Raw genomic sequence first — 21,323 nt, forward strand, 5'->3', positions numbered from 1 at the left:
GGGAGTATGAAAAAATGGATCTTAAGGAACTTAGAGTCGAGATAGATAAGGTCGACAGACAGATTGTGGAGCTCTATGAAAAAAGAATGGATATTGCTTCACAGGTGGCTGATTATAAGATAGCTAACGGCAAAAAGGTTTTTGATAAGGAAAGAGAAGATCAGAAGCTCAAGGCAGTGGGAGACCTTACCCATTCTGAATTTAACAAAGTAGGTGTTGAGGAGCTTTTTTCTCAGCTGATGTCCATGAGCAGGAAACTCCAGTACCAGAAGCTTCAGGCCCACGGTGCTTCAGGAAGACTTCCCTTTATCAGAATCGATTCAATAGATTACAAGAACTGCAGAGTCTGCTACCAGGGAGCAGAGGGCGCCTATTCTGAGATCGCCATGAAGGAGTTCTTCGGAGAAGAGGTGAACAGCTTCCATGTGGAGAGCTTCAGGGATGCAATGGCGGTCCTGGAGGACGGAAGCGCAGACTATGCGGTACTTCCCATAGAGAATTCCACAGCAGGAATTGTCAGTGAGATATACGATCTTCTGACCGAGTATGAACACTACATCATCGGAGAACAGATCATTGAGATTAGGCACTGCCTTATGGGACTTCCGGGAGCTAAGCTTTCAGATATCAATACAGTTTATTCACATCCCCAGTCCCTTATGCAGAGTGCGAAGTTTTTGTCAGAACACAGCGACATAAGGCAGATCAGTATGAAAAACAACGCCTTTGCGGCCCGTAAGGTGGCAGAGGATGGGGACATAACCCAGGGAGCCATCGGAAGCACTCTGGCGGCCAGGATATACGGCCTTGAGGTTCTTCAGGAGGGCGTCAATCAGGCTGAGTCCAATTCAACGAGATTCATTATAGTGACCAATCAGAAGGTATTCCTTAAGGGGGCGGGCAAGATCAGCATCTGCATGGAGATTCCCCACGAGGCAGGATCCTTGTACCATATGATGTCACATTTTATCTATAACAACCTTAACATGACCAAGATCGAGTCAAGACCTATTGAGGACAGAAACTGGGAATACAGATTCTTCATAGATTTTGACGGCAATCTTGAGGACAGCGCGGTGAAGAATGCATTAAGGGGCCTTAGGGAAGAGGCCAAGATGCTGAAAATACTTGGAAATTATTAAGGATAGAGGGGTTCTTATGACGGGTGAAGTATTTGCTGCAATCGATGTGGGTTCCTATGAGATGGCGCTCAAGATCTTTGAGCTGTCCGCTAAATACGGCGTAAAGGAGCTGGACCATGTCAGACATCGCATGGACCTTGGAACGGAGACCTATGCCACCGGCAGGATCTCCAATTTCCATGTGGATGAGATGATCAGGATAATTACGGATTTCAGGGATATCATGCGCAGCTACGGCGTCACCCACTATCAGGCCTACGGCACCAGTGCCATGCGTGAGACCAAGGACATTGTTGTGGTTCAGGACCTGATAGAGCAAAGGACCGGCATACACATCGACATCTTAAGTAACTCAGAGCAGAGATTTCTCGACTACAAATCTATAGCCTTGAAACAGGACCAGTTTGAGGAGATCATCAAACGTCCCACTGCCATTGTGGATATAGGTGGCGGCAGTATTCAGATATCCATCTTTGAAAAGGATGCTCTGGTTGCCACCCAGAATCTTACTACCGGTGTTTTGAGGATCCACACCACCATGGAGGAAGTACATGCCACCAAGCTTAAGTACAGAGACCTGGTTTCGGAGCTGGTCAATTCCCAGCTAAGTGTCTTTTCCAAGATCCATCTTAAGGACAGAAAAATAGAAAATATCATAATCGTAGACGACTACATTTCGCCGGTTATTCAGAGGCACAGGATGGGAACCGACAGACCGGGCTATGCAACAAGACAGGAGTACATGAAGTTCCTGGAGAAGGCCAACAATACCAGTGCCATCGAAGTAGCCAAGAAGCTTAATATTCCTGAGGATAACGTACCTTTATTGTATGTATCGGGAACTATCATCAAATGTATTCTAGATGAGACTAAGGCTGACAATCTGTGGGCTCCCGGCATTACACTCTGCGACGGTATAGCCTATGAGTACGCGGAGAAAAAGAGCTTCATCAGTTCGCCTCATGATTTTGAACAGGATATCATCGCCTGCGCCCAGAATATATCCAAGAGATTCATGGGTAGTAAATCAAGGCGTGAGACGTTGCAGAAGATAGCACTAACGGTGTTTGACAGTACGGCGGACCTCCACGGACTTACCGGAAGAGACAGGCTTCTTTTACAGATTGCAACCATACTTCATGATTGCGGTAAATACATTAGTCTCGTTTACCTTGGAGACTGCTCCTACAACATCATCATGTCAACGGAGATCATAGGCCTGTCCCACAGAGAGAGGGAGATCGTGGCCAACGTGGTCAGATTCAATCATGAGGCCTTCGATTACTACACAAGTAACAGCAAGTTCTTTGAAGGGTTCTCCAAGGAGGATTACCTTAGAGTTGCCAAGCTCACAGCTATAATCAGAATAGCCAACGGCCTTGACAGGACCCACAAGCAGAAGTTCAAGGATGTCCGGGTTTCCATCAAGGACGGAGAGCTGGAGATATATGTGGATACCAATGCGGACATTACCCTTGAGAAGGGACTGTTCGGAAACAGAGCAAGCTTTTTTGAGGAAGTATTTGGTGTAAGACCTGTCATCAGGCAAAAGAGGATCATCTGATATGGCTAAGATAAAGGATAAGATAAAGGATAAGAACAAAAACAAAACTGTAGATTTTGAAGATTCAAGGCTCTACATAAACAGAGAGCTGAGCTGGCTTTCTTTTAACGAAAGAGTTCTGTCCGAGGCGGAGGATGAGCACAATCCTCTGTTTGAGAGGCTGAAGTTTCTGGCTATATCTGCCAGCAACCTGGACGAGTTCTTCATGGTAAGAGTTGCATCCCTTAAGGACATGATCAATGCCGGCTACAAGAAGCTTGATATTGCAGGCATGACAGCCGGTGAGCAGCTGGATGCAGTGCTTTTTGCCGTTCACAATTTTGTGGACAAGCAGTATGAGATCTACAATCAGTTCCTGGTTCCCCAGCTGGTGGACAATGGGCTTAAGATCTGCGATGTGAACGAGCTTGGCAGGAAGGAGAGCGACTATGTGGACAGGTATTTCGACGAATTCGTTTTCCCTGTTCTTACACCAATGGCGGTGGACTCTTCAAGGCCATTTCCCCTTATCAGGAACAAGACCCTTAATATAGGTGCGCTTCTTAAGAAAAAAGAGGGCAAGGACGGCGTTGATTTTGCAACGGTACAGGTGCCTGATGTACTTCCCAGAATCCTGGAGATTCCTTCTTCAGATTCCGAAACGGGACTTCGCAAGATTGTTCTGTTAGAGCAGATAATACAGAAGAACTTAAGTAAGCTCTTCATGAACTACGATATAATCACCAGTGCCCCTTACAGGGCAGGAAGAAACGCGGATCTATCCATCGACGAGGATGAGGCGGAGGATCTTTTAAAGGAGATCGAGAAGCAGCTCAAGCTCCGTCAGTGGGGACAGGCCATAAGGCTTGAAGTTTCCGGGGATATGGATAAGAAGCTTCTTAAAATCATCGCCGGTGATCTGGGAGTTGATGCCAATGAGATATACAGGATAGAGGGTCCCCTTGATCTGACCTTCCTTATGAAGGTGTACAAGCTGGACGACTTCGAGCATCTCAAGGAGCACAGCTACAAGCCGCCTCAGCCGGTGGTGGCTTTTAACAACGACAGGGATATTTTCGAGGTCATAAGAGAGGGAGATGTGCTGATGCACCATCCTTATGAGACCTTTGAGAATGTGGTTCGCTTCGTCGAAAAGGCGGCTGTGGATCCCGATGTTCTGGCTATCAAACAGACTCTCTACAGAGTAAGCGGTAACTCTCCGATCATTGCAGCCCTTGCCAAGGCAGCAGATAACGGCAAGCAGGTTACGGTTCTGGTGGAGCTCAAGGCAAGATTCGATGAGGAGAACAACATCGTCTGGGCCAAGATGCTTGAGAAAGCGGGATGTCATGTTATCTACGGCCTTGTGGGACTTAAGACTCACTGTAAGATCACTTTGGTGGTAAGACGTGAGGAGGACGGAATCAAGAGATATGTGCATCTTGCAACAGGTAACTACAATGATTCCACGGCTAAACAGTATACGGACGTAGGACTTTTTACCTGCGCACCGTCCTACGGTGAGGATGCAACTGCGGTATTTAACATGCTGTCAGGTTATTCTGAGCCCCTTGGCTGGAACAAGCTGTCCCTTGCACCTCTGTGGCTTAAGGATAGGATCATAGATCTAATCAAAAGAGAAGAAGAACATGCCAAGGCAGGTGAACCCGCAAGGATCATTGCCAAGATGAATTCCATCTGTCACAAGGAGGTTATCGCCGAGTTATACAGAGCCAGCAGCATGGGAGTTAAGATAGATCTGATAGTACGAGGTATATGCTGCCTTAAGGTTGGAATACCGGGAGTCAGCGAGAATATTACAGTAAGGTCTATTGTAGGTAACTTCCTGGAGCACAGCAGAGTGTTCTATTTTGAGAACGGAACGAGCCCTGAGTTCTATGCTTCCAGTGCCGATTGGATGCCTAGAAACCTTGAGAGGCGTGTAGAGATTCTTTTCCCTGTTGAGAACGAGAAACTACGGGAGAAGCTGTGGCACATTCTTGATACAGAGCTTAAGGACAATGTAAAGGCACATATCATGCAGCCTGACGGAACCTTCTCCAAGGAGGTTACCACCGGCGAAGAGTACGCTGAGAAGATCAATTCTCAGAAGATATTCGGAGATGAGGCAGCAGCTGCGGCCAAGGTCATGAATGCTCAGAATACAAGAGTATTTGTACCTGAGAAGCATATGTGATTATATATTATTCGAATATTTTTATGGTAATAAAGGAGAAGAGTAAGTGAAATACATTCTTGCTTCGGGATCCCCGAGAAGGAAAGAACTTCTTGCCAAGGTGATTCCCAATTATGAAGTAATACCCGCCATAGGCGAGGAGGCTACCAGTAAAGAGCTGCCTGAGGAGATAGTTGAAGAGCTTTCTTATCAGAAAGCTTCCGAGATATTTAATAAAGTTTTAACCAATTCTACAGATATCCCCGTTGTAATTGGCGCAGACACCATTGTATCATATAAACGTAGGGTACTTGGTAAGCCCAGAGACCGCAAGGATGCCGCTGATATGATCAGAGGATTTCAGGGCGACTCCCATGCGGTATATACCGGAGTAACAGTATTTACCATGAAGGATGGTAAGCCTTACAGTTTTACTTTCCATGAGGAGACGCTGGTGGATGTGGCACCTATGACAGAGGAGGAGATCCTTTCCTATGTGGCCACCGGTGAAGCGGATGACAAGGCAGGAGCCTACGGCGTTCAGGGACTGTTTGGAATATACATCACCGGGATAAGAGGCGACTATTACAATGTTGTGGGGCTTCCCATTGCAAGACTCTATCATGAACTTAAGAATAACGGACTACTATAGAGTTTCGGAGGACAATTTGTATGCACGAGTATGACGAGGCAGTGATCAGATGTTTTTTGGAGAATCAGGGACAGCTTTTCCCGGAGGATGTGGCATCCAATGAGGAAGAGGCAGAGGCTTTCCTTGAGGACTGCATGGCAGTTGTTGTTGACGGACCGGATGAGGTCGAAGAATATTTCGAGGAATCCGGTGTAGACGTTGAGGGCAACGTTCTTGATGCTGACGAAGTATTTGATATCGGCGATGGCAGATACCTTATCGTAGAGGGCTGATAATATACAATTCATATAAGGTGTCAGGCTCCGTGAACAAACTGTGACCTTTACTCACAATTTGTTCACGGTGTCTGACACCTTTTTTGGTATAATGGTTAAAGTTATAAATGTTTATTGGAGGATATTTTGAGCAGTAAGATTTTTTTCTTTGACCTGGACGGAACTCTTTTGAATAAAGAGAAGATAATTACACCTGCTACCATGGAGGCTCTTAGGAGGTTCACGGAGGCAGGGAATCATTTCTGTATAAATACGGGAAGGGCCATTGACAGTGCAAGAGCAGTTTATAATGGGCTGGGGCTTGATTTTAAGGGGAGCTATCTTTGCGGCTCCAACGGTACAGAAATATTCAGTGTTGATGATGAGAAATATGTATACAAGACCGGTATTAGGCTCGAACTTGTGCCGAAGATCATGGACCTTGCGGCAGAATATGATATGCACTGCCATACCTATAATGAGACTCATATCGTCAGCAGATGGAATGGGGAGTGTATGGATTATTACAGAAGGGTTATTAAGACGCCGCTGATAGTGGCTGACGATGTTATGCAGTATATAGTGACACCGCCTTCCAAGATGATTGCCATTGAGCTTCATGATCATGAGAAGCAGGAGAAATTTAGAATGGCGCTTCAGGAGATGGTGGGGGATGAGCTGACCCTTTTGTATTCCAATCCATATTACATGGAGATATTTCCTTCCATTGCGGGAAAGGGAAGTGCGGTAAAAAGGCTTGCTGATTATCTTGGGATACCTGTAGAGAATACGCTGGCTGCGGGAGATGAGCAGAATGACCTGTCCATGATCGAGGCAGCAGGCTGCGGCATTGCCATGATAAACGGCACGGATGTAGTTAAGGCAAGTGCAGATGTTGTTACCAAAGAAGATAACAATCATGACGGCCTGGCGGAGTTTATTTTAGGGGCTATCTGATATGTCAGACCCAATAGTCATAAATTTTTATATGGAGAGAAAATAATGAGAGCGATAGATTTACATACACATTCCAATTGTTCGGATGGAAGTTATTCTGTTAAGGAGCTTATCGATTATGCCCATGATAAGGGACTTTCGGCAATAGCACTTACAGACCATGATACGGTCGCAGGGCTGGATGAAGGAATTGCCTATACTGCTGGGAAGTACCCGGATATGGAGTTTGTGCCCGGTATAGAATATTCCACAGTTGAGGAAGGCAAGGATGTTCATATCGTAGGCCTGTACATCAATCACAGGGATGAAGCTTATCAGAAGAAGCTTCAGGAATTCAAGGATTCCAGAATTAACAGAAATATCAAGATGTGCAAGAAACTCACTGAGGAAGCCGGCATACCCATCACCTATGATGAACTTGTGGAGAAGAATCCCGGAGCTGTCATAACAAGAGCTCACTATGCAAAGCTCATTATGGAAAAGGGATATGTTAAGAGTCGACAGGAGGTTTTTGACAGACTTATCGGGGACAACTGCCCCTATTTTGTGCCAAGGGAAAAGATACTTCCGGAGCAGGCTATAGAGCATATTCTGCAGGCAGGAGGAGTGCCTATTCTGGCTCATCCTATTTTGTATCGCATGAGCGATGAGAGATTGGAAAATCTGGTTAAGCGCCTGAAGGCAGCAGGACTTATGGGATTGGAGGCTATTTATTCCACCTATGAGCCACGGGAAGAAAGAGATATGAAGGCTCTCGCAGGCAAGTATGACCTGCTTGTCAGCGGAGGTTCTGATTTCCATGGAGCCAATAAGAAGGATATTGATCTGGCTGTAGGAAGAGGTAAGCTCTTTGTTCCTGAGGAACTTCTTCCGCCTATTAAAATGGCAGCAGGCAAGAAATAAATCTTTTGGGTTTGTCTGGAAGCTACATGTATGCTACAATCTTTATGGATTTAATGTGTTAAAGTATATATGAAGGAGTGTGTATTATGAATATCGTTTGTTTGGACCTTGAGGGAGTACTTGTACCGGAGATATGGATCGCCTTTTCACAGGCCAGCGGAATTCCCGAACTTAAGAGAACCACCAGAGATGAACCTGACTATGACAAGCTCATGAGATGGAGACTTGGAATCCTTAAAGAGCATGGCCTTGGACTTAAAGAGATACAGGAGACCATCGCCAAGATCGATCCCCTTCCGGGAGCAAAGGAGTTCCTTGATGAGCTTCGTAAGATCACACAGGTAATCATTATCAGTGATACCTTTACACAGTTTGCAACTCCTCTTATGGAGAAGCTTGGCTGGCCCACCATTTTCTGCAATTCACTGGTGGTTGCCGATAACGGTGAGATCACAGATTTCAAGATGAGAATCGAGAACTCCAAGCTCACAACAGTCAAGGCTCTTCAGTCCATCGGCTACGAGACCATCGCTGCCGGTGACAGCTACAACGACCTTGGTATGATCCAGGCCTCCAAGGCAGGCTTCCTGTTCCGCTCAACAGAGCAGATCAAGGCAGATCATCCCGAACTTCCTGCCTTCGAGGAATACAGCGACTTCCTCGAGGCAATCAAGAAGGCGCTGTAAGATAATAAATAAACTAAAGGTGTCAGGCACGCGGTGCCTGGCACCTTTTTGGTATGACATAGAGTTAGTACAAGTCAGTCGAACGCCAGTCTCCATGGCCATGCGGTGGTAAAGATTGGTGAGCGTGTACTTGAGGATGACTGTACTGTAAGTTTCGCAGTTACGAATAATCATTTTACTATTTATTTTTTTGCATTATAGTGAGAAAATAGAAAGGTAGGAATTATAGTTTAAATCTTGGGGAGATGTTATGAGGGGGATTAAGCATCGCACTGTTTTAACGTTTGTTCTTGCTTTTATTCTGATGAGCTTTATTCTGGTGCTGGCACTGGGGATCATCTATTCGGTGCCGGTTATCGATGATTTTAATTTCTATGATATGCTAAGGAGTAATCAGCATTATCCCAGTATTTTTACAGCAGCGATATCACAGGCTCTTTGGATGTATGGGAACTGGCAGGGGGCATGGTTTACCAACCATCTTGATATGTTTGCCGTAGGCATAACTAAATTAAGTTATACCGGTGTCAGAATCTATCTGTTTTTATCCTTTATTCTTTTTATCTATGCACTGTTTAGATTGGTTTCTATGGTGCGATTCCTTGTTGACGAATCATATAAGTGGCCGGCTGTTTTAGTGATGATGAATGTCGTTGTTTTTACCGGAATGAATCTTACTCCTGCCAGGGAAGAACTGTACTGGCTCACGGGAGCGGGTGGATATACGATTCCGATGGCTATGGCGTTTATCGGTTTGGAACAGTATGTGCAGTATTTTCTGTACGGTAAAAGAAAAAGTCTTATAGGAGCTGCTGTTTGTCTGATGCTTGGCTGCGGCGGAGCGCTGAATGTGGCGGGTTTTGCCTGCGCAGGCGGTTTGTGTATAGCACTTGGTTTTGCTTCTAAGATTGTAGCCGGAAAAGAAGATACTGTAAGTAAAAAGTTATCCTGGCTTCCGTTTGCAGGAGCTGTCCTCAGCGCAGTGATCAATGTATTGTCACCGGGAAATTTTGACAGATTAGAGGGAGAATCGGGACACGGACTCAGTGTCGTGACTGCACTGGCCAATACAATCAGACAATTGGTGGGAAGGGCATATGTTCTGTATAAGAATCAGTATATTGTAATGGCATGTATAATAATGTTCTTCGCCTTCCTGGCATTTAGGGCAGAGGGAAAATGTATCAGGGATAAACAGATTCTATATGGGATAGTTTCAGTTGTGCTTATTCTTGGTGCTTCAGTTTTTCCGGTAAGTCTTGGGTATGGAAGAGTAACAGGACAGGAGAGAATTCTTTTCCTTGTGGATCTGGAAATCGTACTTGCTTTTGCTTTGGTTATAGCTCTGGTTTCCAATATGGTCGGAGAAGAGATGGCCAAAAAGAACATTGCTGTTAACTGGGGTACTTTGATACCGATACTGATCTTCATGGCTTATCTGAATATCAGAACCATAGGTATTGGTGATCTGATGCTATACAAGACGGCACGGGAATTTGCTGACGGGACCATGCATAGCTATTGCAGTATGAACGCCGAAATGATTGAAGATGTGCGCGGGGCTGATGAAAAGGACGTGGAAGTGGAAGTTAGTCTTGTTAATTCAGGTGTGTTATTGGGAACAGGTGTGAACGATGATAAGGACCACTGGGTTAATGAAGCCTTTGCAGCCTGTTTCGACAAGGAATCTGTGAGGATAATATTCCTAAATAATTAAATGATGTAGAATAGTAAGATAACCAAAAAGGTTGAAGCATTTAAATGCTCCAACCTTTTTATGATTTATACGTTCAGTTCGCTGCCTGTAAGAAGCTTATAAGCTTCAAGATACTTATCTATAGTCTTGTCGATTACATCCTGAGGAAGGTTGTAATCACTGTCGGGATTGGCTTTAAGCCAGTTACGAACAAACTGCTTGTCGAAGGAAGGCTGATCGTGACCTTCTTCGTAGCCCTCTACAGGCCAGAAACGTGATGAATCGGGAGTGAGCATCTCATCACCGATAACAACCTCGCCGTTCTCATCGATACCAAACTCAAACTTGGTATCTGCAATGATGATGCCGCGAGTGAGAGCGTAGTCTGCACATTTCTTGTAAAGAGCGATTGTGTAATCTCTGATCTTGGTAGCGTATTCCTCGCCGTGCCCCGGGAAGGCCTTCTCAAGAACCTCTACGCTGCGGTCAAAATCGATGTTCTCATCGTGATCACCGATCTCTGCCTTGGTGCTGGGAGTGTAGATAGGTTCAGGGAGCTTGCCGCATTCCTTAAGTCCCTCAGGAAGCTTGATTCCACAAACTGTTCCGTTTTCTACATAGCTCTTCCAGCCGCTACCTGTTATATAGCCACGAACGATACACTCTACGGGGATCATTGTGAGCTTTTTGCAAAGCATGCTGTTTCCTGTAAACTCAGGTGTTCTGAAAAACTCAGGCATATCAGCTGTATCTGTGCTGACCATGTGGTTCTTAACAATATCCTTGGTAAGGTCAAACCAGAACTTGGACATCTGTGTAAGAACTGCGCCTTTTTTGTTGACTTTGTTCTTTAAGATAACATCAAAAGCTGAAATTCTGTCGGTGGCAACCATGATAAGGTTCTCGCCGATATCGTAGATTTCTCTAACCTTTCCTTCTTTTACGGGACTAAATGTCTGCATGCTTTTTTCTCCTCCGCTTTCGCATAAATAATATTGTAAGCCGCCGGGGCGGGATACTAACTACGCTATATTACAAAATGGTGGAATCAGTCGTCTTCTTCCTCTTCGGCAACAGTGTTGTATACTGTACGCTTTCTTGCCATTTCATCATTTTCAAGGTACTCATCATAGGTGGATCTCTTATCAATAAGTGATCCGTCGGGCAGAATCTCCATGATTCTGTTGGCTGTGGTCTGAACAACCTGGTGGTCACGGCAGGCGAAGAGCTCAACACCGGGGAACTTGATCATTCCGTCGTTAAGAGCGGAGATGGATTCCATATCAAGGTGGTTGGTGGGCTCATCGAAGATAAGGCAGTTGGCACCGGAGATCATCATCTTGGAAAGAAGACATCTTACCTTTTCTCCTCCGGATAATACCTTAACCTTCTTAACACCGTCCTCACCGGCAAAGAGCATACGGCCAAGGAAGCCTCTTACATAAGTAGCATCCTTAATCTCAGAATAGCCTGTAAGCCACTCGGTGATGGTGTAGTCGTTGTCGAACTCCTTGGTGTTGTCCTTGGGGAAGTATGCCTGTGATGTGGTTACACCCCATTTATAGGTTCCTTCATCGGGCTCAAGCTCTCCTGAAAGAATCTGGAAGAGAGTGGTCTTGGCAAGCTCGTTACCGCCTACAAAAGCGACCTTGTCCTCTCTCTGGATTACGAATGAAATATTGTCGAGAACCTTCTCACCGTTAACAGTCTTGGAAAGACCTTCAACGGTAAGGACCTCGTTACCGATCTCACGGTTAGGTCTGAAGTCAATGTAAGGGTACTTTCTGCTGGAAGGCTTGATAGTATCAAGCTCAATCTTCTCGAGAGCCTTCTTTCTGGAAGTAGCCTGCTTACTCTTACTTGCGTTAGCTGAGAAACGAGCGATGAACTCTTTAAGTTCCTTGATCTGTTCCTCTTTCTTCTTGTTGGCTTCCTTCATCTGACGGATCATCAGCTGAGATGACTCATACCAGAAATCGTAGTTACCGGCATAGAGCTGAATCTTGCCGTAGTCGATGTCTGCGATGTAGGTACATACTTTATTAAGGAAGTATCTGTCGTGGGATACGACAATAACTGTATTCTCAAAGTTGATAAGGAACTCCTCGAGCCATGCGATAGCATCCAGATCAAGGTGGTTGGTAGGCTCGTCCAGAAGCAGGATATCGGGATTACCGAAAAGTGCTCTTGCAAGAAGAACCTTAACCTTCTGTGCACCATCAAGCTCCTTCATAAGCTTGTAATGGAACTCTGTATCAATTCCAAGTCCGTTAAGAAGTGACTCTGCATCAGACTCAGCTTCCCAGCCGTTCATCTCGGCGAATTCTGCCTCAAGCTCGCTGGCACGGATTCCGTCTTCGTCTGTGAAATCCTCTTTTGCATAGATGGCGTCCTTCTCGTTCTTGATCTCGAAGAGACGGGCATTACCTGCAATTACGGTATCGAGAACCACGTTCTCATCATATTTGAAATGGTCCTGCTCAAGGAAGGAGAGACGCTCGCCATCGGAGATAACTACATCACCGTTGGTGGTCTCAATCTGTCCTGAAAGGATCTTAAGGAAAGTTGACTTACCGGCACCGTTTGCTCCGATGATACCGTAGCAGTTACCGGGAGTGAACTTGATGTTAACTTCTTCAAAAAGAGCTTTTTTACCAACTCTTAAGGTTACGTTATTTGCACTAATCATTAAAAAATAACCTCTCAAAATTCAATTAATCTATCCTTTGCAACAGTTCGTATTATATGAGAATCTTCTATAAAATGCAACCATTCGTATTGTAGCTTTTTCACATTGCTAAAGAAGCGTTCATTCCTTAATATATTTATATGTGAAAAAATGATTGGGGGAACTAAATATGAAGCTTAATTACAAACGTACTATTCTTATCGGATTTGCGTTCTTTTCTATCTGCGCATTCTGGCAGTTCTATGACAATGAGATTCCCAAGATACTGAAATATACCTTTAAGCTGGGTGAGACGGCAACCGGTGTGGTTATGGCTCTTGATAACGTGCTGGCTCTGTTTCTTCTGCCTTTTTTCGGCGCTCTTTCAGATAAGACTGATACCAAAATGGGTAAAAGAATGCCCTTTATAGTAATAGGAACAATCCTGTCCACGGCGCTGTTATTTATTCTTATAGCAGTTGCCCGCCCCAGCGGAAGTCTTCCTTTGTTCATCGTGATCTTGCTCCTTCTTCTTATTGCGATGGGAACCTACAGATCCCCGGCGGTTTCTCTTATGCCCGATCTTACACCGGCTCCCTGCAGGAGCAGTGCCAACGCCATTATCAATCTTATGGGAACCCTGGGCGGCATCTATATCCTTGTGATGATCAAGGTTTTGTTAAAAGAAGCTGATGATCCGGCGAGGACCAACTATATTCCCCTTGTGATGAGCCTTATTGCATGCATGATACTTGCGGTTCTTTTGGTATTTGTAACTATCAAGGAGAAGAAGATCAAAAAAATCATAGAGACTGAAGGCGGACTTCATTCCCTGGGAGAATCTTTTGACAATGACGAGAAGACAGCCGAGGGTGGCAAGAACGACATGCCTGCGGATGTTAAGAAGAGCCTGATGTTTCTTCTTGTATCGGTATTTTTGTGGTTTACCGCCTATAACGCAGTAACTACAGCTTTTTCAAGATTCGTAGTGGAGGTGTGGGACCTTCATGACAACGCTTACGCAACTTGCCTTCTTGTTGCTACCGGTGCTGCGACCCTGAGCTATGTGCCGATCGCTTATGTTTCAGGCAAGATTGGAAGAAAGAAGACTATCCTTATCGGTATCTCGATTATGGCCGCAAGCTTTGTAATCACCGGACTTTATCCTCATTTTTCAACCTCAATCAACATATTCTTTGCTCTGGTTGGAATCGGCTGGGCAGCCATCAACGTCAATTCTTATCCCATGGTTGTTGAGATGAGTAAGGCAGGAGATATAGGTAAGTTTACAGGAACCTATTACACCTTTTCCATGGCAGCGCAGGTGTTTACTCCTATTTTCTCGGGATTTCTTTTGGAACATGTTTCTTATAAAACGCTTTTCCCTTATGCGTTTATTTTCTCGGCGCTGGCATTCTGCACCATGTCTATGGTTAAGCATGGAGATACCAGACCTGAGAAAAAGAAAAGTGTGCTTGAACATTTTGATTTAGACGAATAATGGTTGAAAAGTATTAAAATTTTATAAAATTTCGCTTTATAAAATATAAACTTTGTTGTAAGATGTAAAAAGATGTTTATAGGAGTATGGCGATGTTTTTGAAAAATTTTTCTATTTGCGGCGGTGCTGCGGATAGTACCTTTACAACCGAAAAAGGCTATGGGACATGGGAGCCTGATATGGCAAGAACTCTGAAACCCACAGCTTCCGAACAGGCACTTAAGAGCGGCGGCTGGAACAGAAGAGTTTTTGAGAAGAATGAGTGTTTTCCGGACAGAGAAGTCCTTATTATCAAGGCTGAGGTGCCTGTCTTTGGCACCTACAGGGTTATAGTAAGGATCACTTCCGGTTCTGATAAGGTGGAGAATCTTATTCTTTTTGCCGGAAGAAGGAATCTGATAGACCGCGGAGTTGTCATCGAAGCGGGCGGTTCCTATGAGAAAGAGTTCCATACTGCCGTAACTCCGTATATTCCCGCTCTTTCTTCAAGGAGATGTGAAGAGAAGGCTGTTTATATCAGCCTTACCGGTGAGAACCTGTTAGCCTACGATGAGAATGTTGTATCTCCGGTTTTACGTGATGATATTTCAGTTGATATTGCTATAGAAGAGAAGGAGGTTCCTGTAATCTGGATCGCAGGTGATTCAACGCTTACGGACCAGAATGCGGGAGTACCGTATTTCCCCAAGGACAGCTGCGGCGGATGGGCCCAGATGCTATCTATGTTTATCCAAGGTGCGGCTGTATGCAACATGGCGCATTCAGGACTTACCTCCAACTGTTTCAGAGATGATGGTCATTACGCCATTGTCCAGGAACTTATTAAGTCTGGTGATCTTCTTGTTATTCAGTTTGGTCATAACGATCAGAAGAGAAGAAACCTTAGTGCGTTCAAGGGATATTACAACAACCTTCTTAGATATGTAGAAGAGGCCGACGCTGTAGGTGCCAAGGCTATAATATGTTCTCCTATCAGCCGTATTCCACTCACATTAAGTGAGGGCGAAGCCAGAGAGCTGGATATGCCGAGGCATTATTCATTGCTTTCATCCTATGCGAAGGCAGCGCGCAAGGCCGCTGAGAATAGCAATGCGTTTTTTGTTGATCTTCATGAATTTACTTTTGATAAGTGGGTCAGTGTTTCTGATAGGGCATCTGATTTCTTTATAAAAGGTGATATTACTCATACCAATGATCTGGGAGCAATGCTTATTGCTGACCGGTTCATAGAAGAGTGCAGGAAGGCTCCCGATTGTTCTATTAATGATTATGATAACGGCCGAGCTGCTGATTTTTCAGAGAAATCCTTCGATATGGAAGAGGCTCCTAAGGAGATTCCGGCATCGGATTTCCCCGGAATAGAGCTTCCTTATGTGGATATTCCCAAGATCAGAGATTGTATATTCATTAATGAGGCTCTGAAATATGGAATCCTGGATCCTTGTGTCATGCATCTTCATCCTGATGATGAGATGCCGAGAGCGCAGTTTCTTATGAGCATGTTCAAGGCCTTCAGGAAGACAGGAGTCAGACCTTATCATAAGAAATACGCCGACATAGCTGTTGATGAATGGGATTCAGGCTATGTTCAGGCTCTTATAGATGAGAATCTGATAGATGACATAACCATCAAGAGAATAGGCGACAAGCAGTTCTTCAGACCCGATGATGCCTTGTCCTACGGTGAATATGCAAGTTTTCTAATCCGCTTTATGGAGAAGGATAAGTCCAAGAGAAACATTTCCATGGAGGAGTGCCTTAAGAAGGCATATGATCTCGATATTATCGGCGATATCTGCAAGGGTAATGAGAATGATTTTGATTTTGATAATGATGATGAGATCATTTCCGATGGCCCGGATTATAAGATGGCAGGCTGCCCTTATATTTCAAGAGCCAGGGCCTACAGGGGGCTTGCCAGAGTAATGGATATCATCGGTGGCATGGGAACAGCGCTTCCTGCTGATGCAGAGGTGCATCCGGCGCATTGAACTGTATGAGTGATTTTTGATATTGCGTGAAAATAATAACAATAATACAAAGTCCCGACAAATTTTGCGATTTGTGGGACTTTTTTGTTGCGAAATTAACAAATAGGCTGTAAAATATTTAGCGGATTAGTTAAAAAATTATCAGTAGGAAGTGATTTGGATGTTGTTTTTTGAGGTTTTATGCTTTATCGTGCTGGCATTGGCAGTGCTGTATTTTCTTATGATAATGCCAAGAATGCTGCATAAGCCTTCAAGAGAGCCTTACACCAGGGTGCTGTACGCACACAGAGGCTTACATGACAATACTTCCGAGGCCCCGGAGAATTCCATGGCTGCTTTTAAGAAGGCTGTGGATGGCGGATATGGCATTGAATGTGACGTTCAGCTCACCAAGGACGGTGTTCCGGTGATTTTTCACGATTTCACACTGGCCAGAGTTGCCAGATACGATGACGAGGCCTCACATTTAGAGGAAGGTGTTAACAATCCTGATGGTTCCATAGGAGTTGCCGGTAAGGTAATTGATTATACATACCGGGAATTGCAGCAATTTCACCTTCTTTCTTCTGATGAGAAGATTCCGAGATTTGAAGATTTTCTTAAGATGGTGGATGGTAAGGTTCCGCTTATTGTAGAGCTCAAGATTGAGCTTAAGGACCTTTCGGTATGTCCCAAGGTCAATGATCTTCTTAAGGATTACAAGGGAGTCTACTGTATCGAATCCTTCAATCCTCTCGGTGTTTTCTGGTATAGGAAGAATCGTCCCGATGTCATGAGAGGTCAGCTCTCGGATGAATTCCACAAGGATAAGCCTGAGGAATTCAAGGGGGTTCTGTATTTCATTCTTACCAGCTTACTGCTTAATTTTATTACTAAGCCGGATTTCATTGCATTTAATCATAAGTTCCCTACCAGCCATTCACTTTGGCTATGCAGACATCTGTACGGGAACGTGGCCGCAGGCTGGACCATCAAGAGTGAGGAAGACCTTGAACGGGCCAAGAAGAATTTCGATATTTTCATTTTTGACAGTTTCATCCCTAAGCAGGGAAATAAAGTCTGATAATTATCCATAACTTATCTGAAGTGTTTGCTACCGCCGTGATGTATATGTACTCAAACAGATTGCTTGAATACATATATGTCATTGCGGAAGCGTCCGTCAATGATAAGTATATGGTGGTTATAATATGCAAATAGAAAGGTTACCGATTAGAGGATCGGTAAGAAAGGTAAAAACATGGCGAACAAGTGGGTTTATATGTTCAGCGAAGGTAACATGACAATGCGTAACCTTCTCGGTGGTAAGGGTGCTAACCTTGCTGAGATGACAAGCATTGGTCTTCCTGTACCTCAGGGCTTCACAATCACAACAGAGGCCTGCACACAGTATTACGAGGATGGTCGTAAGATCAACGACGAGATCATGGCTCAGGCTATGGAAGGTGTTAAGAAGATGGAGGAGCTCAACGGCAAGAAGTTCGGTGATCTTCAGAATCCTCTTCTTGTATCAGTTCGTTCAGGTGCTCGTGCATCAATGCCTGGTATGATGGATACAATCCTCAACCTTGGTCTTAATGATGAGGTAGTAGATGCAATGATCAAGGGCAATCCTGATCCTGCATTCGAGCGTTTCGTATATGATTCATATCGTCGTTTCATCCAGATGTTCTCTGACGTTGTTATGGAAGTAGGTAAGAAGTACTTCGAGCAGCTCATCGACAAGATGAAAGAGGAGAAGGGTGTTAAGTTTGACGTAGATCTTACAGCGGCTGATCTTAAGGAACTTGCTACACAGTTCAAGGCTGAGTACAAGAATCAGCTTGGCAAGGATTTCCCTTCAGATCCTGTAGAGCAGCTTAAGCTTGCTATCGAGGCTGTATTCCGTTCATGGGATAACCCTCGTGCTAACGTATATCGTCGTGATAACGATATCCCTTATTCATGGGGAACAGCTGTTAACGTAATGCCTATGGTATTCGGTAACCTTAATAATGAGTCTGGTACAGGTGTTGCTTTCACACGTGACCCTGCAACAGGTGAGAATAAACTTATGGGTGAGTTCCTTATCAACGCTCAGGGTGAGGACGTAGTTGCCGGTGTTCGTACACCTATGCCTATCGCTCAGATGGAGAAGGAATTCCCTGAGGCATATGCTGAGTTCATCAAGGTTTGTGAGACTCTTGAGAATCACTACCATGACATGCAGGATATGGAGTTCACAGTAGAGAACAAGAAGCTCTACATGCTTCAGTGCCGTAACGGTAAGAGAACAGCTCCTGCTGCTCTTAAGATTGCTTGCGACCTCGTTGATGAGGGACACAAGACTCCTGAAGAAGCTGTAGCAATGATCGATCCTCGTAACCTTGATACACTTCTTCACCCTCAGTTCGATGCTGCTGCTCTTAAGGCTGCAACACCTATCGGAAAGGGTCTTGGCGCTTCACCCGGAGCTGCTTGCGGTAAGGTTGTATTCACAGCTGATGACGCTGTAGCTTGGGCTGAGAGAGGCGAGAAGGTTGTACTTGTTCGTCTTGAGACATCTCCTGAGGATATCACAGGTATGAAGGCTGCTCAGGGTATCCTTACAGTTCGTGGTGGTATGACATCACACGCTGCCGTAGTTGCTCGTGGAATGGGTGAGTGCTGCGTATCAGGTTGTGGCGACATCAACATGGACGAAGAGAACAAGAAGTTCACTCTTGCAGGAAAAGAGTTCCATGAGGGCGACTTCATTTCAATCGATGGTACAACAGGTAACATCTATGATGGCCAGATCGCAACAGTTGATGCTAAGATCGCCGGCGAGTTCGGACGTATCATGGCATGGGCTGATGAGTTCAGAAGACTTAAGGTTCGTACAAATGCTGATACACCTGCAGATGCTAAGAAGGCTAGAGAGCTTGGCGCTGAGGGTATTGGTCTTTGCCGTACAGAGCACATGTTCTTCGAGGAAGACAGAATCGCTGCTTTCCGTGAGATGATCTGCTCAGATACAGTAGAAGAGAGAGAGGAAGCTCTTGATAAGATCCTTCCTTACCAGCAGTCAGACTTCAAGGCTCTCTATGAGGCTCTTGAGGGATGCCCTGTTACAATCAGATTCCTTGATCCTCCGCTTCACGAGTTCGTTCCTACAACTGAGGATGAGATCAAGAAGCTTGCTGCTGCAAAGAACAAGAGCGTAGAGGAAATCAAGGCTATCATCACATCTCTTCACGAGTTCAACCCTATGATGGGTCACAGAGGATGCCGTCTTGCAGTTACATATCCTGAGATCGCTAAGATGCAGACTAAGGCTGTTATCCGCGCTGCTCTTGAAGTTCAGAAGGAGCACCCTCAGTGGAATGTTAAGCCTGAGATCATGATTCCTCTTGTATGCGAAGTTAAGGAGCTTAAGTACGTTAAGAAGGTAGTTGTTGATACAGCTGATGCTGAGATCGCAGCTGCAGGCGCTAAGCTTGAGTACGAAGTTGGTACAATGATCGAGATCCCCAGAGCTGCTCTTACAGCTGATGAGATCGCTAAGGAAGCTGATTTCTTCTGCTTCGGTACTAACGACCTTACACAGATGACATTCGGATTCTCTCGTGATGATGCTGGTAAGTTCCTTAATGCTTACTATGACACCAAGATCTTCGAGAACGATCCTTTCGCTAAGCTTGACCAGACTGGTGTTGGTAAGCTTATGGAGATGTCACTTAAGCTTGGTAAGCCCGTAAATCCTTCACTTCATGTTGGTATCTGCGGCGAGCACGGTGGAGATCCTTCATCAGTTGAGTTCTGTCACAAGATCGGACTTGACTATGTATCATGCTCACCTTTCCGCGTACCTGTAGCTAGACTTGCTGCTGCTCAGGCTGCAATCGCTGACAAGGCTGCTAAGTCTTCTAGCAATGAAAACAAGTCTTTCGTAGACGAGGAGACCAAGGAGAAACTTAAAGAGGCTGCTGAGAAGGCTCAGGTAATCGCTAAGGAGCTTGCAGAGACATCTGCAGAGGTAGCTAAGGCAGGACTTGCAGGACTTAAGGCTGGTCTTGAAGAGGCTAAGAAGGTTTACAACGACAACAGAAATAAATAATTTCTGATTTAGATTAAACCCAAAAGAGGGTTGCCACTTTAGTGGCAACCCTCTTTTTTTAGGTGCGCCAACGACGCACTTATTTATTCATTTACATGATGAACGATCTGTATCCATTTGGTATGCTGAGAATCACTGTAGCTTACAACGATACGGCAATCCATGTTGTTCTCGAATACAAAAGTGTAGGACGAGGAAGAATCGGACTCATTGGTGAACTTGGGCTCTCCTATAGCGGCCAATACTTCATCGCGAGAGGAGTTTCTGGTTGATAGCTTGCCGCCAAAGAATCTTAAATCAGTTCCAAGTTTCTCAAGTGACAGTGTTGCTACGGAAATGTGTGTTGCCTTGCAATCACGAACGTTTAACGGAGCGGAGGTGAAATTGGCAACTCTGAATTCGAAATGCTGCAGGTTATCACCGGGGCAGTACAGATCAACATATTCTGAATCGTCCGGCTGAATCTGCTTATCTTTGTCTTCTTCATTGCAGAAATGCCATCCGTTGTCGAGAAGAGTACTGAAATCAAGTGGAAGTGTATAGTTCACATCAAACAGACTAAAGGAATAAATACTGTCTGATTCGCTGTACGTAGGCGCCGATGTAATCCCGGTATCTGTAACTGTGTTCGATTCTGGTTCGTCAATTTCTATATCGGAAGTATCGGGAATATAATCCTCGGTAACGGAAACCTCGGGAGCCGGACTTTTTCTTGTTACTGCGTCATATATGAAGAGCCCACCGAAAACCAGCAAAATTGCGGCTACAAGTGTTCCACCGAATAAAGCGATCTTGAGCATTATAGATGGGGCCTTTTGAGTAGGTGAACTAACCATCTGTTGTTGGTACATGTAGGGCTGCATCTGTCCGGGATTTGGAGGATACTGATTGGTGTTGCTTAACCCGTTTTGCTGATACATGTTACTGTTATTATAAGGCTGTTGATAATTATTACTGCCGTATGGTTGCTGGTTGTTGTACGTAGGCTGAATTGGTTGTCCTGTCACAGGATCATAGTTATTCTGCATTTTTTTCATACGCTCCTTGGTTATTTGGTCTCAAACTGCACTGTTAAT

16 protein-coding genes are annotated in these 21,323 nt (G+C 44.8%); 13 read left to right on the forward strand and 3 right to left on the reverse strand.

Features of this window, described 5'->3' with window-relative positions:
* Positions 1 to 14: 14 nt before the first annotated feature.
* The 9 genes from pheA (at position 15) to NXH67_RS10400 (ending at position 10,030) form a co-directional block, all read left to right on the forward strand.
* Positions 15 to 1,142: a prephenate dehydratase gene (gene pheA / locus NXH67_RS10360; RefSeq protein ID WP_272797336.1), complete on the forward strand. Its 1,128-nt coding sequence runs from the start codon at positions 15 to 17 to the stop codon at positions 1,140 to 1,142.
* Positions 1,143 to 1,158: 16 nt separating this feature from the next.
* The gene (locus NXH67_RS10365) at positions 1,159 to 2,706 is read left to right on the forward strand and encodes a Ppx/GppA phosphatase family protein (RefSeq protein ID WP_022776784.1); all 1,548 of its coding nucleotides are present in this window, start codon (positions 1,159 to 1,161) and stop codon (positions 2,704 to 2,706) included.
* A 1-nt stretch (position 2,707) separates the two neighbouring features.
* The gene (locus NXH67_RS10370; RefSeq protein WP_022776783.1) at positions 2,708 to 4,882 is read left to right on the forward strand and encodes an RNA degradosome polyphosphate kinase; all 2,175 of its coding nucleotides are present in this window, start codon (positions 2,708 to 2,710) and stop codon (positions 4,880 to 4,882) included.
* 46 nt (positions 4,883 to 4,928) lie between these two features.
* A complete protein-coding gene (locus NXH67_RS10375) occupies positions 4,929 to 5,513 on the forward strand; it encodes a Maf family protein (RefSeq protein ID WP_022776782.1) in 585 nt (194 codons plus the stop codon).
* A 20-nt stretch (positions 5,514 to 5,533) separates the two neighbouring features.
* Positions 5,534 to 5,785 carry a hypothetical protein gene (locus tag NXH67_RS10380; RefSeq protein WP_022776781.1) on the forward strand — a complete coding sequence of 84 codons (252 nt, stop codon included), beginning with the start codon at positions 5,534 to 5,536 and terminating at the stop codon, positions 5,783 to 5,785.
* 129 nt (positions 5,786 to 5,914) lie between these two features.
* Positions 5,915 to 6,724, forward strand: coding sequence for a Cof-type HAD-IIB family hydrolase (locus tag NXH67_RS10385; protein ID WP_272797337.1), 810 nt, complete (start codon positions 5,915 to 5,917; stop codon positions 6,722 to 6,724).
* A 45-nt stretch (positions 6,725 to 6,769) separates the two neighbouring features.
* Positions 6,770 to 7,627 carry a PHP domain-containing protein gene (locus tag NXH67_RS10390; RefSeq protein ID WP_022776779.1) on the forward strand — a complete coding sequence of 286 codons (858 nt, stop codon included), beginning with the start codon at positions 6,770 to 6,772 and terminating at the stop codon, positions 7,625 to 7,627.
* An 86-nt stretch (positions 7,628 to 7,713) separates the two neighbouring features.
* The gene (gene thrH, locus NXH67_RS10395) at positions 7,714 to 8,313 is read left to right on the forward strand and encodes a bifunctional phosphoserine phosphatase/homoserine phosphotransferase ThrH (RefSeq protein WP_022776778.1); all 600 of its coding nucleotides are present in this window, start codon (positions 7,714 to 7,716) and stop codon (positions 8,311 to 8,313) included.
* A gap of 250 nt (positions 8,314 to 8,563) precedes the next feature.
* On the forward strand, positions 8,564 to 10,030 hold the full coding sequence (locus tag NXH67_RS10400) for a hypothetical protein (RefSeq protein WP_272797338.1): 1,467 nt from the start codon (positions 8,564 to 8,566) through the stop codon (positions 10,028 to 10,030).
* A 65-nt stretch (positions 10,031 to 10,095) separates the two neighbouring features.
* On the opposite strand, the gene NXH67_RS10405 is transcribed toward NXH67_RS10400, so the two are convergent.
* Entirely contained in the window at positions 10,096 to 10,971 is an 876-nt protein-coding gene (locus NXH67_RS10405; RefSeq protein ID WP_022776776.1) for a phosphoribosylaminoimidazolesuccinocarboxamide synthase, read from the reverse strand.
* A gap of 86 nt (positions 10,972 to 11,057) precedes the next feature.
* Positions 11,058 to 12,698 carry an ABC-F family ATP-binding cassette domain-containing protein gene (locus NXH67_RS10410; RefSeq protein WP_022776775.1) on the reverse strand — a complete coding sequence of 547 codons (1,641 nt, stop codon included), beginning with the start codon at positions 12,696 to 12,698 and terminating at the stop codon, positions 11,058 to 11,060.
* A 169-nt stretch (positions 12,699 to 12,867) separates the two neighbouring features.
* On the opposite strand from NXH67_RS10410, the gene NXH67_RS10415 reads away from it, so the two are divergent.
* From NXH67_RS10415 to ppdK, 4 genes are all read left to right on the forward strand, one after another.
* Positions 12,868 to 14,178 (forward strand): MFS transporter, encoded by a 1,311-nt coding sequence (locus NXH67_RS10415; protein WP_272797339.1) that lies wholly within the window; start codon positions 12,868 to 12,870, stop codon positions 14,176 to 14,178.
* Between the two features lie 92 nt (positions 14,179 to 14,270).
* Entirely contained in the window at positions 14,271 to 16,169 is a 1,899-nt protein-coding gene (locus tag NXH67_RS10420) for a GDSL-type esterase/lipase family protein (RefSeq protein WP_272797340.1), read from the forward strand.
* Positions 16,170 to 16,329: 160 nt separating this feature from the next.
* Positions 16,330 to 17,232 (forward strand): glycerophosphodiester phosphodiesterase family protein, encoded by a 903-nt coding sequence (locus NXH67_RS10425; RefSeq protein WP_272797341.1) that lies wholly within the window; start codon positions 16,330 to 16,332, stop codon positions 17,230 to 17,232.
* A 177-nt stretch (positions 17,233 to 17,409) separates the two neighbouring features.
* A complete protein-coding gene (gene ppdK, locus NXH67_RS10430) occupies positions 17,410 to 20,247 on the forward strand; it encodes a pyruvate, phosphate dikinase (protein ID WP_272797342.1) in 2,838 nt (945 codons plus the stop codon).
* An 83-nt stretch (positions 20,248 to 20,330) separates the two neighbouring features.
* On the opposite strand, the gene NXH67_RS10435 is transcribed toward ppdK, so the two are convergent.
* Positions 20,331 to 21,275, reverse strand: a complete 945-nt coding sequence (locus NXH67_RS10435; protein WP_272797343.1) for a hypothetical protein — start codon at positions 21,273 to 21,275, stop codon at positions 20,331 to 20,333.
* Between the last annotated feature and the right edge of the window lie 48 nt (positions 21,276 to 21,323).

It is taken from the genome of Butyrivibrio sp. DSM 10294 (assembly GCF_028539135.1).
GTDB lineage: Bacteria > Bacillota > Clostridia > Lachnospirales > Lachnospiraceae > Butyrivibrio.

What these genes read in the sequence shown, in the direction of transcription:
- pheA (WP_272797336.1), top strand. Translation starts at nt 15, where the DNA reads ATGGATCTTAAGGAACTTAGAGTCGAGATAGATAAGGTCGACAGACAG.
- NXH67_RS10365 (WP_022776784.1), top strand. Translation starts at nt 1,159, where the DNA reads ATGACGGGTGAAGTATTTGCTGCAATCGATGTGGGTTCCTATGAGATG.
- NXH67_RS10370 (WP_022776783.1), top strand. Translation starts at nt 2,708, where the DNA reads ATGGCTAAGATAAAGGATAAGATAAAGGATAAGAACAAAAACAAAACT.
- NXH67_RS10380 (WP_022776781.1), top strand. Translation starts at nt 5,534, where the DNA reads ATGCACGAGTATGACGAGGCAGTGATCAGATGTTTTTTGGAGAATCAG.
- NXH67_RS10390 (WP_022776779.1), top strand. Translation starts at nt 6,770, where the DNA reads ATGAGAGCGATAGATTTACATACACATTCCAATTGTTCGGATGGAAGT.
- thrH (WP_022776778.1), top strand. Translation starts at nt 7,714, where the DNA reads ATGAATATCGTTTGTTTGGACCTTGAGGGAGTACTTGTACCGGAGATA.
- NXH67_RS10400 (WP_272797338.1), top strand. Translation starts at nt 8,564, where the DNA reads ATGAGGGGGATTAAGCATCGCACTGTTTTAACGTTTGTTCTTGCTTTT.
- NXH67_RS10405 (WP_022776776.1), bottom strand. Translation starts at nt 10,971, where the DNA reads ATGCAGACATTTAGTCCCGTAAAAGAAGGAAAGGTTAGAGAAATCTAC.
- NXH67_RS10410 (WP_022776775.1), bottom strand. Translation starts at nt 12,698, where the DNA reads ATGATTAGTGCAAATAACGTAACCTTAAGAGTTGGTAAAAAAGCTCTT.
- NXH67_RS10415 (WP_272797339.1), top strand. Translation starts at nt 12,868, where the DNA reads ATGAAGCTTAATTACAAACGTACTATTCTTATCGGATTTGCGTTCTTT.
- NXH67_RS10420 (WP_272797340.1), top strand. Translation starts at nt 14,271, where the DNA reads ATGTTTTTGAAAAATTTTTCTATTTGCGGCGGTGCTGCGGATAGTACC.
- NXH67_RS10425 (WP_272797341.1), top strand. Translation starts at nt 16,330, where the DNA reads ATGTTGTTTTTTGAGGTTTTATGCTTTATCGTGCTGGCATTGGCAGTG.
- ppdK (WP_272797342.1), top strand. Translation starts at nt 17,410, where the DNA reads ATGGCGAACAAGTGGGTTTATATGTTCAGCGAAGGTAACATGACAATG.
- NXH67_RS10435 (WP_272797343.1), bottom strand. Translation starts at nt 21,275, where the DNA reads ATGCAGAATAACTATGATCCTGTGACAGGACAACCAATTCAGCCTACG.